This window comes from Corallococcus sp. CA054B (genome assembly GCF_003611625.1).
Taxonomy (GTDB): Bacteria; Myxococcota; Myxococcia; order Myxococcales; family Myxococcaceae; genus Corallococcus; species Corallococcus coralloides.
The window spans coordinates 1-13,307 of the sequence record NZ_RAVY01000242.1; the positions used below are offsets into that span (position 1 = coordinate 1).

12 protein-coding genes are annotated in these 13,307 nt (G+C 72.2%); 6 read left to right on the forward strand and 6 right to left on the reverse strand.

Going from position 1 to position 13,307, the window contains the following annotated elements:
* Positions 1 to 125 precede the first annotated feature (125 nt).
* The 4 genes from D7V80_RS36305 (at position 126) to D7V80_RS36320 (ending at position 4,577) form a co-directional block, all read left to right on the forward strand.
* Positions 126 to 2,474 (forward strand): GMC family oxidoreductase N-terminal domain-containing protein, encoded by a 2,349-nt coding sequence (locus D7V80_RS36305; protein WP_120592450.1) that lies wholly within the window; start codon positions 126 to 128, stop codon positions 2,472 to 2,474.
* 102 nt (positions 2,475 to 2,576) lie between these two features.
* Entirely contained in the window at positions 2,577 to 3,092 is a 516-nt protein-coding gene (locus tag D7V80_RS36310) for a DUF2267 domain-containing protein (RefSeq protein ID WP_120592451.1), read from the forward strand.
* A 45-nt stretch (positions 3,093 to 3,137) separates the two neighbouring features.
* Positions 3,138 to 3,395, forward strand: a complete 258-nt coding sequence (locus D7V80_RS36315) for an acyl-CoA-binding protein (protein WP_014394349.1) — start codon at positions 3,138 to 3,140, stop codon at positions 3,393 to 3,395.
* Between the two features lie 12 nt (positions 3,396 to 3,407).
* Positions 3,408 to 4,577: a metallophosphoesterase gene (locus D7V80_RS36320; RefSeq protein ID WP_120592452.1), complete on the forward strand. Its 1,170-nt coding sequence runs from the start codon at positions 3,408 to 3,410 to the stop codon at positions 4,575 to 4,577.
* 9 nt (positions 4,578 to 4,586) lie between these two features.
* Here the strand turns inward: D7V80_RS36320 and D7V80_RS36325 are convergent, their stop codons facing one another.
* From D7V80_RS36325 to D7V80_RS36335, 3 genes are all read right to left on the reverse strand, one after another.
* A complete protein-coding gene (locus tag D7V80_RS36325; protein ID WP_014394351.1) occupies positions 4,587 to 5,015 on the reverse strand; it encodes a Mov34/MPN/PAD-1 family protein in 429 nt (142 codons plus the stop codon).
* 65 nt (positions 5,016 to 5,080) lie between these two features.
* The gene (locus tag D7V80_RS43195; protein WP_233585982.1) at positions 5,081 to 6,298 is read right to left on the reverse strand and encodes a hypothetical protein; all 1,218 of its coding nucleotides are present in this window, start codon (positions 6,296 to 6,298) and stop codon (positions 5,081 to 5,083) included.
* A gap of 16 nt (positions 6,299 to 6,314) precedes the next feature.
* A complete protein-coding gene (locus D7V80_RS36335; protein ID WP_120592453.1) occupies positions 6,315 to 8,081 on the reverse strand; it encodes a VWA domain-containing protein in 1,767 nt (588 codons plus the stop codon).
* Between the two features lie 488 nt (positions 8,082 to 8,569).
* On the opposite strand from D7V80_RS36335, the gene D7V80_RS36340 reads away from it, so the two are divergent.
* Positions 8,570 to 9,241: an RNA polymerase sigma factor gene (locus D7V80_RS36340; RefSeq protein ID WP_043321118.1), complete on the forward strand. Its 672-nt coding sequence runs from the start codon at positions 8,570 to 8,572 to the stop codon at positions 9,239 to 9,241.
* A gap of 46 nt (positions 9,242 to 9,287) precedes the next feature.
* The gene (locus D7V80_RS36345) at positions 9,288 to 10,478 is read left to right on the forward strand and encodes a zf-HC2 domain-containing protein (protein WP_120592454.1); all 1,191 of its coding nucleotides are present in this window, start codon (positions 9,288 to 9,290) and stop codon (positions 10,476 to 10,478) included.
* Positions 10,479 to 10,533: 55 nt separating this feature from the next.
* Here the strand turns inward: D7V80_RS36345 and D7V80_RS36350 are convergent, their stop codons facing one another.
* Genes D7V80_RS36350 through D7V80_RS36360 form a run of 3 tightly spaced genes read right to left on the reverse strand, consistent with a single transcriptional unit; the run spans position 10,534 to position 13,174 of the window.
* Entirely contained in the window at positions 10,534 to 11,982 is a 1,449-nt protein-coding gene (locus tag D7V80_RS36350) for an AraC family transcriptional regulator (RefSeq protein WP_120592455.1), read from the reverse strand.
* A gap of 11 nt (positions 11,983 to 11,993) precedes the next feature.
* Positions 11,994 to 12,539, reverse strand: coding sequence for a zf-HC2 domain-containing protein (locus D7V80_RS36355; RefSeq protein ID WP_233585983.1), 546 nt, complete (start codon positions 12,537 to 12,539; stop codon positions 11,994 to 11,996).
* Positions 12,536 to 13,174: an RNA polymerase sigma factor gene (locus tag D7V80_RS36360; RefSeq protein ID WP_120592456.1), complete on the reverse strand. Its 639-nt coding sequence runs from the start codon at positions 13,172 to 13,174 to the stop codon at positions 12,536 to 12,538. Before D7V80_RS36360 ends, D7V80_RS36355 begins: the two co-directional genes overlap by 4 nt.
* Between the last annotated feature and the right edge of the window lie 133 nt (positions 13,175 to 13,307).

Sequence of the window (13,307 nt, forward strand, 5' to 3'; positions counted from 1 at the left end):
GGACGGATGGGGAGTGGATCCTCGCCGTTGGACCGCGCAGCATGCGGCCCCCGTCCCGGATGTCACCGGTGGGGAATAAAAGCAGCATCTGAAAAATGGCGGCGGTCAGGCCGCCCGAGGTGAGCATGCGCAGGCTGTCATCCCCGTTGAGCGAGCTGGCATCCCATTACCCCGTGGTCGTCGTGGGGTCGGGCTATGGCGGAGGCATCACCGCCAGCCGGCTGTCGCGCGCGGGGCAGCAGGTGTGCGTGCTGGAGCGTGGCCGGGAGATGCACCCGGGGGAGATGCCTCGCACGCCCGCGCAGGCGGTGGCCGAGTTCCAGCTCCACTGCGCTCCGGGCCAGGGCGACCTGGACGTGGGCAGCCCCACCGGCCTCATCGAGGTCCACCGCAACGGTGACGTGTCCGTCATCGACGGCTGCGGCCTGGGCGGGACGTCGCTCATCAACGCCGGCGTGACGATGCGGCCCGACCCTCGCGTGTTCGAGGACCCCCGCTGGCCCCAGGCCCTGCGCGCCGACGTGCACGGCCTCTTGGAGGACGGCTTCACGCAAGCGGAGCTGATGCTGCGGCCCCTGCCGTACCCGGAGGACCACCCGCCGCTGCAGAAGCTCAAGACGTTCGGCATCTCCGCGGAGAAGCTGGGCGGGCGGCTGACGCGGCCCCCGGTGGCGGTGACGTTCGAGGCGGGCGTCAACGCCGCGGGCGTGCGGCAGCCGGGGTGCTCGCTGTGCGGTGACTGCGCCACGGGCTGCAACACCGGCGCGAAGAACACCGTGCTGATGAACTACCTGCCGGACGCGCACGCGCACGGGGCCCGCATCTTCACCGAGGTGTCGGTGCGCGCGGTGGTGCCGGACGGCGCGAAGTGGCGCGTCTACTACCGCCCCCTCAACACCGGCCGCGAGCGCTTCGACGCGCCCGACGCCTGGCTCACCGCGGACCGCGTCGTCCTGGCGGCCGGCACCATGGGCACGGCGGAGATTCTCCTGCGCTCGCGCGAGCTTGGCCTTCCGGTGTCCTCGAAGCTGGGCCACCGCTTCAGCAGCAATGGCGACGTGCTGGCCTTCGGCTACAACCTGGACATGCCCGTCCACGGCGTGGGCCACGGCGAGCAGGACCACGAGACGCGCGACCCGGTGGGCCCCTGCATCGCGGGCGTCATCGACCAGCGCGACACCGCGCGCCTGGACGAGGGGATGATCATCGAGGAGGGCGCCATCCCCGGCGCGCTCGCGTCGCTGATGCCCGCGGCGCTGGCGGGGGCCGCGGCGCTGGTGGGCGAGGACACCGACGAGGGCATCCTGGACTGGGTCCAGGAGCGGTTGCGCCAGGCGGACAGCTTCGTGCGCGGGCCGGACCACGGCGCGGTGGAGCACACGCAGACGCTGATGGTGATGTCGCATGACGAGGGCAAGGGCGAGCTGCGGCTGGAGCACGACCGCGTGCGCCTGCACTGGCCGGACGCCGGCCGCGACCCGCAGCTCACCCGCATCGAGGAGCGCCTGCGCCGGGCCACCGCCGCGCTGGGCGGCACCTTCGTGCGCTACCCGCTCTGGTCCGAGGCCTTCGGCAAGGAGCTCCTGTGCACGCACCCGCTGGGCGGCTGTGTCATGGCCGAACGGGCGGAGGACGGCGTGGTGGACCACGAGGGGCGCGTCTTCTCCGGTGCCTCCGGCCACGCGGTGCATGAAGGGCTGTACGTGTCCGATGGCTCCGTGGTGCCTCGCTCGCTGGGCATCAACCCGCTGCTCACCATCTCCGCGGTGGCCGAGCGCGCCTGCGCCCTGATGGCCCGTCGCCACGGGTGGACCATCGACTACGCGCCGCTGCCGGAGGCCTCGGCGCCCCAGGCCCCCGGGCCCGTGGGCGTGCGCTTCACGGAGACGATGCACGGCTTCCTGTCCGGTGACGTGAAGGCCCCGCACCTGGAGGCCGGCGACCCGGAGCGTGACGACGCCACGCCCCTGCGCTTCGTGCTCACCGTGACGGCCGAGGACCTGGACGCGACGCTGCGCGACGAGCGTCACCCCTTGACGTTGACGGGCACGGTGACGGCGCCGGTGCTGTCGTCCCGCCCGCTGGTGGTGACGCGCGGCGAGCTGCGCCTGATGACCCGCGAGCACGCGCGGCCGGGCGGCCAGCGGATGGAGTACCTGCTGCACCTGCTCAGCGAGTCCGGCGAGGCGTACTACCTGGAGGGCTACAAGGACCTCTACGACGACCCGGGCCTGGACCTGTGGAAGGACACCACGACGCTGTTCGTGTCCCTGCACCGGGGGGACGGCCCGGAGGCGCCGTGCATGGGCCGGGGCTTCCTGCGGCTGACGGCGGAGGAGTTCGCGCGCCAGCTCACCACCCTGCGCGTGCTCAACGCCCGGGACGGCGTGCAGCGGGCGGAGGCCCTGGCCCGCTTCGGCGGCTTCTTCTTCGGCGCCCTCTGGGACACCTACGTCCGGCGTGTGGCCGCCTAGCAGTCAGGCAGCCGGCGGACAGTGCAGCAGTCCGCGATGACGTGCCCTCCGGGGCCGGCATGGTCACCCTGTTACCCACCGGGATCGACAGGGAGGACCCCCATGGCTGAAGACCGTGATCCGCAGCGCCGCTCCGGCGCACCCCAGGACGAGGAGCATGCGGAGGAGCGGCGCGAGCTGTCCATCGAGGAGCGGCGTGCGCGGCGCAGTGCGATGCGGGCCAGTCAGACGTATGCCCGCTTCATCGACCACCTCTGTGACCGGGGCGGCATGTCCCCGAGCGTCGCCCAGCAGGCGGCCGTCTCCGTGCTCTGCGGCCTGGAGCAGCGCATCCAGGCGGAGGAGTCCCACGACCTGGAAGCGCAGCTGCCGCGCAAGCTCACGGAGCTGCTGCACCGCTGCGAGCGCCACGACGCCGAACCCCGCCCGTCGAAGTTCGGCCGAGACGAGCTGCTGAAGCTGGTGGGCGAGGACCTGGCCTTGAATCCAGACGCCGTGGAGCCCGTGGTGCGCGCGGTGATGGACGCCGTCCGTCATCAAATCAGCGAAGGTGAGGCGGAGGACGTGAGCGCCCAGCTGCCCGCGGACATCCGCCACCTTTGGCTGCCGACGATGTGAGGCCGGCTGTTAAGGTCTCCGGCACACGCTTGCCGGAGACCGCGCATGGCCCTCGATGATGACTTCAGCGCCGCCCAGAGCCGGGTGAAGACGCTGTCCAAGGCTCCCTCGAACGACACGCTGTTGGAGCTGTACTCTCTCTACAAGCAGGGCACGGAAGGGGACGTGCAGGGCAAGCGCCCCGGCATGCTCGATATCAAGGGGCGCGCGAAGTACGACGCGTGGGCCGGCCGCAAGGGGCTGGCGAAGGACGCCGCGAAGCAGCAGTACGTGGCGCTCGTGGACAAGCTCCTGCGCGGGTAGGCACGGCCCCTCATGCCCCAATGGCTCCGGATGGCGCTGTTCCTCGTGCCGGTCACCACGCTGCTCGCGCTGGCGCACGTCTATCTGTACCGGCGCCTGGTGCGCGACGTGACGGCGAGCAAGGCCCTGCGCCGCGCGGGCATGGTGCTCTTCGCCGGGGGGCTGGTGGGGTCGCTGGGCGCCCGGATGGTCGGGGCGATGTTCTCCTCCGAAGTGGCGTGGTGGACGAGCATCGCCCTGCTGGTGTGGATGGGGCTGGTGCTCTACCTGCTCATGTTCACCCTGGGGCTGGACGTGGCTCGGGGCGTCTTCGCCAAGGCGCGCAAACGTCCGGAGCCGCCGTCGCCCGAGCGCCGGGCCTTCCTCGCCCGGGGGCTCGCGACGGGGGCCACCGTGGCGGGCGCGGCGGTGAGCACCTTTGGCACCTGGCGCGCGTTCCACCCTCCGGACGTGCGTGACATCCCGGTGCGGCTGCCCGGACTGCCCAAGGCGCTGGAGGGCTTCACGCTGGTGCAGCTCACCGACATCCACATTGGCGGGGTGTTACAGCGCCGCTTCGTGGACGAGCTGGTGGCGCGCACCAATGCGCTCAAGCCGGACCTCATCGCGGTGACGGGCGACCTGGTGGACGGCACGGTGCCGGAGCTGGGGCGCTTCGTGGGTGGCTTCGGCGCGCTCAAGGCCCGGCACGGGGCGTACTTCGTCACCGGCAACCACGACTACTACTCCGGCGTGGAGGCTTGGACGGAGTTCGTCCGGGGGCTGGGCATCACCGTGCTGCGCAACCGTGCCGTTTCCATTGGGGACGCGGGCGCGTCCTTCGACCTCATCGGCGTGGATGACTGGAGCGCGAGCCGCTTCGGTGAGGCCGGGTATGACCTGGACGCGGCGCTGAGGGGCTTCCGGCCGGACCGCGCGTCGGTTCTGCTGGCGCACCAGCCCTCCAACTTCGAGGTGGTGGCCCAGCGTGGCGTGGGGCTCCAGGTCTCAGGGCACACGCACGGCGGACAGATGTTCCCGGGCAATGTGCTGGGCCAGCTCATCTGGGGCGAGCAGAACGCGGGCCTGAGCCAGCAGGGCGGCTCTCAGCTCTACGTCAGCCGCGGGTGCGGCTTCGTGGGTCCGCCCATGCGCGTCGCCGCGCCGCCGGAGATTGCCCGCATCATCCTGCTGCCGGGCTGAAGAAGAGGCTCACGGTTTGCGGTGGGCTCGCTCCAGGAGCAGGCCGTCTTCCTGGAGGATGGTGGGGCCGGGACGGGGCCGCCCGTACAGGAGCCCCGAGGCGATGCGCAGCGGCGCGGCCCACGCGGGCTCGTCGCGCACCAGCACGTCCTCGCCGCCGATGCGGACCACCATGCCGTCGGGGGCCACCACGGAGAAGCGCAGCGGCCGGCCCAGCGCGGCCTGGAGCGCGGCCATGGTCGTTTCGTCCTCCTGCGAGAAGGCCAGCGGGCCCTCCGGGTGGCTGTGGGTGATCTCCACCAGCGTGTCCCTCAGGCTCCAGATGGCTTCCCACCGGGGGCGGGAGTCCGGCAGCGCCATGGGGTCGTCGAAGGAATCACCCCACAACACCTGATCCTCCGGCCCGATGAGCAGGCACACCTCGCGCGTCGTCGACATTGAAGTTCGTCCTCCCGAATGGCCCGTACCGACGTGGCGGACGGGCCCGGTCGGACACGCGGGTTTCAGAGGTGCCGGGTGATGACCAGCGCGTCCGTGCCGATGGCTTCCTTGAGCACCGACGGCAGGCTCTCCAGCGTGACGCGGTTGTCCGCGCCCGCCAGGCACACGCCCGCGTCGCGCACGCGCAGCGTCGCGGCCTCCACCACCGTGACGAAGCGCTCGCCCATGAACGTGTAGACGACCTCGAGCAGGCCATCCCCCAGCCGGCGGTGGTCCAGCAGCCGCGCGCCGGCCTTGTCCAGCGCGCGCTCCACCCGCGCGCCGACCTCCGGCTCCGCGCGCCAGCGCTCCGGGCGCGTGGGATTTCGTCCATCCCGCGCGCCTGGCGTCTGGCCTGAAGCGCGCGCGGAGGCATCCCAGCGTGCTTCCCACGTCTCACGCTCGTAAGCCGGCGGCGTCACCCCGCGGCCGTTCGCGGCCCGACCCGTGCCGGGCTCCTGGCGCATCCGCGTACGGGCTCCCTCGCCGTGAAGGGGCTCCCAGCGTTCGCGCTCACGCCCTGACAACGCCCGCCCGAGCTCGCGTCCCTCCGCGTCCCGCCAGACCTCCGGCGTGCCTGTCTCTTGCATCCGCGCACGGGCCGCCGCTTCGAGACGTGCCTGCTGCTCGGCCTGCATCCGGATGAAGCGCGCACGCTCCTCCGCCAACCGGCGCAGGCAACGCTCCGCCTCCGCGCGTCCCTCGCGCGCCACGTCGAGCACCCGCGCACGGGCCTCCACGGGCGCGAACGGGATGCCCGTGCCTCGCGACACAGACTCCAGCACCGCGAAGCCAAACGCCGCGCGCAGCGAGGCACTCACGCCTCGCGCGTCCCCCAGCGCACGGTCCTCCTCCAGTGCTCGGCGGGCCGTCTCCTCCGCCTCGCCCTCGAACGCCACGCCCTCGAAGAGCAGCGTGCCGTCATGCCAGCGTCGCGCCGTCAGCGGCGACAGGCGCGGCGGCTCCTCCTCCGGCATCAACGCCAGTGGCTCCGCCACCGCGCCCTCGCGCACCAGCCGCGTCCCCCAGACATGGCCCCGCACGCGCGGCAGCGCCTCCATCCCTTCGGGAGACGCCATCTCTCGCGCGGTGGCCTCGCGGCCCTTCACCTCGAAACGCCACCAGCCCGGGGCGACGGGCTGGGTGACGCGCAGGCGGCGTGAAGGCGTGTCCACGGTCCCGCCGCCGAAATACGGCAGCACCGCCGACTCCACCTTCCCGAGCAGCTTCCGGTAGTCCACGCCCCTGCCTCCTTCTTCACGCCACCTTCAAGAGCGGCGTGCTCATCACCCGGTCCACCCACCCAGACTGGCTGGCCCCCACCGTGCGCGGAGCGTCCATCAGCGCCTGGAGCACGCGCGGCACCTGGTAGGGGTCCGCGAACTGCCCCACGCTCACCTCACTGAAGGGCACGCCCAGCTGCTTCGCCCCCGAGCGCACCGTGTTGCCGCGCGCCCCCATCCCCGACACGCTCACCAGCAGTGCCATGGCCGCCACGCTGTAGCCACACGCGTGGAAGGCCTTGGCGAACTGGTCGCCTGCCTCGCCCGCCTCGTCACCCACCACCATCACCACCAGCTTCGCCTCCGCCGGGATGCGCACCCCGGAGCGGTGCAGCGCGTGGACACCGGCCGCGTGCACCGTGCCGCCGGACGCCTTCAGCCCGGACAGCATGTGCTGCACCGCCGTGCGGTTGGCCGCCTTGGGCTGCAGCACCGTGCCCATGGTGTCGAACGCCGCCACGTGCAGCTTGTCCATCGGGAAGCCCGCGAGGATGCGCGACAGCGCCTCCTTGGACTGCTCGATGGCGCCCTCCATGGACCCCGACTTGTCGATGAGGAACATCACCCGCACGTCCGTCTCCGCCGTCGCCTCCGCCACCGCCTTCTTCACCGCGTTGTCGCTCGCCTCCTCCAGCTTGCGGCGCACGTGCTCGCTCCGGACGTTCTTCGCGATGTTCAGCGAGCGCTGATCCGTGGCGTTCGCCACCGCCCGCTCCCAGCGCGCCTTCACGGACGGCTCCTGCAACAGGCCCAGGTCCTCCAGCGTGGGCGTCATCAGCCGCAGGTCGCGGTCCGACAACGACGGCAGCAGCGTGGCCAGGATGGCGGGCGTGAGGCCCACGTCCTTCGGCAGCCGGCCCACGACCTCCTTGTAGGAGAGCCGCTCCAGCTCAATCCACTCGCAGATCTCCGCCTCGGAGAGGCCGTCGAAGCGCTCGCGCTTCACCAGCGTGAGCCCCTGCAGCCCCACCTGCCGGTGGCCGCCGTCCGCCTGCTTCTGCTTCCAGCCGAGCACCTCGAAGAAGCCCTGCGACTGGGGCTTGTAGCCCGCCTTGCGCGCCAGCTTCTTCAGCGTCTCCTTGTAGCCCGCCTTCACCAGGCCCTGGAGCATGGGCAGGTTGGCCTCACGCGCGGCCAGCCACTTCTGGGCCACGCGCTTCCAGCGGCCCAGGGGCGGCTTGCGCGACGCCGGGTCTCCAAAGCCCGCGGCGCGGTTGAGGCGCGCGATCTCCGGCGTCTCCAAAAGCTCCGCCACGCGCAGCACGGCCTTGGGCGTGAGCATCCGCGTGGAGCGGCGCACGTAGTGCAGCACCATGGCCTCGCCGATGGAGCGGTAGTCGTCGTCGTGGAAGGCGATGGTGCCCTGGCCGTCGCGCACGGGCTGGCCCGCGTGCTCCTGCACCAGCATCAGCGCGCAGGTGGCCACCTTCAGGTCGCGCCAGTCCGTCTGCGTCAGCGCGTACGACGCGAAGTGCGCCATCAGCGTCGGGTTGAGGCGGTAGAGCTCCAGCAGCTGGCCGTACAGCTTCACCGCGGCGGGCACGAACAGGCCCGGCGCCACCTTGCGACCGCGCGTGACAGCCTTCCCTTCCTCGCTGGCGACGGCCACCCAGGTGCCGTTCACGTCCAGGCCGGGGCGGTGGTGCCACAGGTGGGCGGAGCCACCGAGCACGACGTCGAGCAGTCGCTCGGCCGGCCCGCGCTGCGTCTCCGGAAGGGTCGTCTGGGTGCGAGCAGTCATGGCGGTCGTCCCCCTTTCGGGACAAAGGCATGCCCGGAAGGGCCGCCTGGAGTTGGGAGGGAAAAAGTGAGCGCCCGAGTGAAGAAGCCGGAAGGCTGAATCCAGAGTTCAGTGCCGGACCGCCGGCGGGCCCCCCGCCTTGCGAGCGGAGGGGTGGAGTCGAACCACGGCGTGTAGGGCCTCTTCGGCCGGGCGCTCGAAAGCGATGCGCCCCTGGACTCCAGGTCGGCCGGAATCCTGACGGCGCCATTTCCGGGCCTTTTTCCGGGACCTTGGGGGCTGGATCGGGCCTTTATGGAAGCGACCCGCCGCGTCATCCGCAGGCCCCTGGAAAAAGCGTGTCAGGAAACGCGGGGGGCCGGAGTCGGGGGTTCTGGTAACCAGTCGGAGGCTGTTCGCGGATGCAACGTGTTAATTTGCCGCGCCACATCCCCGTAACCCAACCTCTCGGGACGAGGACCTCCCGGGACAGCCTCCAGGGTCTCCCGGTGTACGAGCAGCTCACGGATGAGGAATTGTTCGCGGAGGTGACGCGGCGCCGAGCCACAGGCGAGGCCGTCGGGACTCCGTTGGGGGCCTTGTGCGCGCGGTGGGCGCGCCCGGCCCGTTACGTCATTGGCCGGATCCAGGGCAGCTACGGACGCGGTTCGCCGGCGGACGCCGACGAGCTCTTCCAGGACGCGGTGGGGAAGTTCCTCGACCGGGGCCTGGATCAGTTCCGGGGCGTGTCCGAGCAGATGCCGGGCAGGAGCGCGTCTCCCAAGACGTTCTTCCTGCGCATCGTCAAGCACGTCGCCATCGACTTCTACCGGCGGCACCGGGAGGAGCTTGCGCCCGCGCCGGCGTCGCCCGACGACGTCATGGAAGAGACCCCGTCCGAGGTGGCCCGGGCGGTGGAGGGCGCACGGCGTCGCGAGGAGCGCGCCGAGGCGCAGGAAATGTATTGGGCCGCCTACGCCAGGCTCCAGCAGGAGCATCCAAAGGAGGCTTCCGCATGGGAGCTCTATCACCACGAGGACGTGGAGGATCACGAGGAATGCGCACGTCGTTTGAACATCAGCGTGGTGAACTCGTACAAGCGCGTCAGCCGCGCCCAGGCGTACCTGCGGCTGTACCTGCTGGAGTTGCAGCGGGACGGACTGCCGGAGGAGCCGTCGTGACGTCTCGCGGCGGCCAGCTGTCCTCCGCCTCGCCCGGGATGTCGCGATGAAGGGCGACGCGCTGTCCCGTTACCAGGCCCGGTACGCGCGCCTGGGCGCGGGCCCCCTCGCGGTGGGTGAGCTGTTGGAGGTGGTGGGGGATGTGCTGCGCCGCTCGGACCGGCTCGGCACCGACGGGGTGGAAGAGGCCTTGAAGGGCCTGGACCGCCCCGAAGTGGAAGCCTGGCTTGCCCGGCAGAAACCGCAGGCGCTCCAGCCGTTGCTCCTGCGGGCCGCCGAGGAGTCGATGGAGGTGGCGCTGGGCGAGGAGGGTGAGGAAGCGGAGCTGTGGCGTGCGTCCGCGCTGGAGGGACTGGCCGCCCGGGACCGGGCCGCCTCCGCCGCCCGCGCGCTCGTCACCTGGGAGATGTTGAAGGGTCCGCTGGACGGGGACGCGGCCTCTGCTCGCGAGCGCTTTCTCGGGGCGCTGGGCCACCTGGACTCCGCGCTGCGTTCCCGGGCGCGCTGGTTCATCCCGCTCAACGCCGAGCGCCGCGCCGAGCGCGACCTGCTGGACCCCGTGGAGCGCCCCGGCGCCTGGTGGTTCTCCGCGAGGGCCGGCTGCGATGACCTGGTGGCGTCCTGGACGGGCCGCCCCATGAAGACCCCGGAGCACCTGAAGGACTGTGCCAGCTGCCGCGCGGACCGCGCGGACACGGCGGTGGTGGACACGCCCCCGCGTCGCCACCTCACGGATGACGAGCTGTGGCGGCTGGACTCAGGGGAGATGAGCCGCGAGGAGCGCGAGCGCGTGGAGGCCCACACGGCCGGCTGCGGCGAGTGCGCCCAGGCCGTGCTGGCGCTGGAAGAGGGCGACGCCGCCATCGACGAGGCGCTGGAGCTGGAAGAGGAAGGCGCGCAGGTCTCGCGCGCGGCGCGTGACTCCCGCGCGGATGTGGCCCGGCGCCCCAGCGCGGCCCGCCTGCCGGAGCACCGCGAGGTGCTGGAGGAGCGGCGCGACTTCCGCGTGGTGCTGGTTCGCGAGCGTCAGCGGGTGCGGCTCCTGGTGCAGCCCCTGGGCACGCGCGCCGTGACGGCCGCCGTGTTCCTGTCGCCCGGGCGCCCGTCGCTCAAGCCGACGCAGGGGCCGGAGGGGCTGTCCTTCGACCTGTCCACGGCGCTGTCCACCGGCGCGCACGCGGCCCACCTCACGGTGCAGGCCGGACAGGAGACGCTGGAGCGCGACTTCGCGTTCTAGGCGTCATGCGGTGAAGGAGGGGCAAGGGCCCTTCCTTCACGCGCCCGCCCTGCCTTCAGCGGGCCTTGGTGGCGGGGCGGTTGCTTCCGGCGGCGTTGTCCGGTTGCCAGGAGCGCACCGGGGGGGCTGGCACCGGCGGCGTGAAGGGCGACGGGTCCCTCCGGAAGCTGTTGGCGAGGAAGGACACCACCAGCTGCGTGAGCGGCGGCCGGGTGGCGAGCGCGACGCCGCACACGTCGATGCGGTCCATCTCGTGCACGCCCTCCATCTGCCGGTAGACGTTGCAGCCCTGCTCCGCGGCGGCCTCCCGGTCGCGCAGCAGCTTCCGCTCGAAGACGCCCCAGCGCATGTAGAGGACGTCCGGGCTCAAGCGGATGTCCACGGGGCCGGTGCCCCAGGTGCCCTGGATGCGGGTGGTGGGGCCGCCCGCGTGCACCCTCACCCGCAGCGGGTAGTTGCGGTAGGTGCCGTTCACCTCGATGCCGTGCTCGAAGAGCTCGTCGCCCACGGTGCCCTGCCACTGCTGGCCCTTGCCCTTCTTGAGCGGGTTCTCCGTCTGCACTGTGAGCGCGTCGAACCAGTAGTAGCCCACGCGGCCCAGCCGCTCGCCACCGCTCCAGACCGGGGAGGAGAGGGGAAGCTCCTCCAGGCCCTGGGGACCGGAGGGCAGGGGAGGCGGGGTGGTGAGCAGGTCCGTGACCTTCACGGACGCGTCCACCGTCTCGAAGCGCACGCCGCCGAGCCACGCCTGGCCGGTGCCGCTCATGATGAGGCCCGCCATGATGGTGGTGGCCTCCTTGGGCACGTCCAGCACCACGTCGTAGCGCTTGCAGCCGTGGGTGCCCACCAGCGCGCGCGACTGCATGTTGTCGAAGGCGAGCGGATGCTTGGGATCCGCGCCCTCCACGCGCATCCACAGCCCCGCCCAGCCCTTCACGTCCTGGTGGCGCACGGCCGCGGAGAAGCGCAGGCGCTTGCCCCGGAAGTCCTGCGCGCTGAAGGCCTGCATGAAGGTGCCGAAGCTGTCCGTGGCCTGCGTGCGCGAGCGCAGGAAGGCGCTGCGCGTGCCCTCGCACGGGGAGGATTCATCCACGCCCGCCTCGTAGTGCTGGGGCGCGCTCTCCGTGACGTACCAGCCCAGCGGCAGCTTCGCGCGCGCGGCGTCCGGCGCGGCGGGCATGCCGCCGGAGGTGGCCGGAGCCGCCGCGCCCGCTTGCGGCGTGGACGCGGCGGTGGCGGTCATGACGGATGCCACCTCCGCGCCGGACCCTGGCGCTGGCGTCGCGGCTGGGGGCGTCGGGTTCGCCTTGGGCGCCGAGGTATCGGGGATGGCGGTCGCGGCGGTCTTCGCGCCCGAGGGCGTCGGGCTCTCCTTCCGCGCCGTCGCCTCGGACGCGGCCGTCGCGGTGGACGTGAGCGCCGTCGCGACGGGTGGAGTCTGGGCCGCCGCGAGGGGCGTCCAGAGCGCGAGCAGCAGGCCGGGGATGCGGGTTCGGAGCGTCATCAAGGATGTCCTCACAGGGCGGCCGGCCGAGAGCTCAGCGCCACCGCGTTCAGCCCGTTGGACGCGTCATAGCGGGGGACCTCGCCCTGTCCACCGGGGTGATACACGAGCAGCCCGCGCGCGCTCGCGGACCTGAGGCAGTGCTCCTGCGTGGCCAGGTCCGGGCACGCGACCACGATGTCCCGGGGCGCTTCCTCCTCCTCCTGCGGGTCCTGCGCCGCGACGACCGGCGCCTCCACGGGCGTCACGGCCGGGGAGACCGCTTCCCCTCCGGGCCGCAGCATCAGGAACACGGAAGCCGCCACCGCGACCAGCGCCGCGGCGACGGCGGCCGGACGGCGCCAGCGCGCGGGGCGCACCACGACGGGGTCGCGGGGCGTGGCGGCGGCGACTTCGTACAGCTGCTCCTCCAGCAGGGCCTCCTCCTGGAGCAGCCGCGCGCACGGCTCGCACGTGAGCGTGTGGGCCTCCAGCTCCGCGCAGGCTTCGGGCGGCAGCGCGCCCAGCAGGTACTGCTCCGTGCGGTCGCGGGTGAGGTGGGGCGTGGGCAGGCTCATGGTTGTTCCTCTTCGAGCGCGGTGCGCAGCTTCTTGCGGACCTCGCACAAAATTTGTCGCACGCGCTGGACGGACAGCCCGACGCGGGAGGCGACCTCGGCATGGGGAAGCCCCTGGCCGTCACAGGCCAGGAGGAAGACGTTGCGCGCGCCCGGTGACACCTGCTCCAGCGCGTCCCGGGCCCGGGCGAGCTGCTCCTCCGACACCAGGCGCTTCTCCACGGACTGCGCGGGGTCCACCGGCTGCTGCCGCTCCGGCAGGTCCTCCACCGTGCCGTCCACCGACTCGCGCCGCGTGCGCCGGGCGTCATCCGCCGCGAGGAACGCCGCCTGGGCGAGCGCGAGCGCCGGCAGCCGCAGCTCCGGGAGCAGGCCCCGCTGCTGCTGCTGGATGAGGCGCGCCCACGTCTCCTGCGCCAGCTCCTGGGCCCGGTCCACCCGGATGCCCCGCGCGAGCAGCGACACCACCACCCGGCGCTGGTGCCGCGCGATGAGCGCGTCCCACGCGGCCCGCTCCCCGGAAAGCGCGCGCCGGGACAGGGACTCCTCGTCCGGGGCCGCCGGCCGCGCGGCCCTGCCTGTGTCCTGCAGCGACTGGAGGGTCGTCATCCCCAAGCCCTGTCCGGCTGCATCCATGCCGTCTTCCCGTTGCGAGCCGCGCTCGCCCCCCGGAGGCCGTTCCTGCCCCGGGCTTCCAGGGAAACGCACCTCCAGGCCGGACATATCGACGGGAATGGGCAAGGGGGGCCCGGGGTGGGGGAATGTCAGT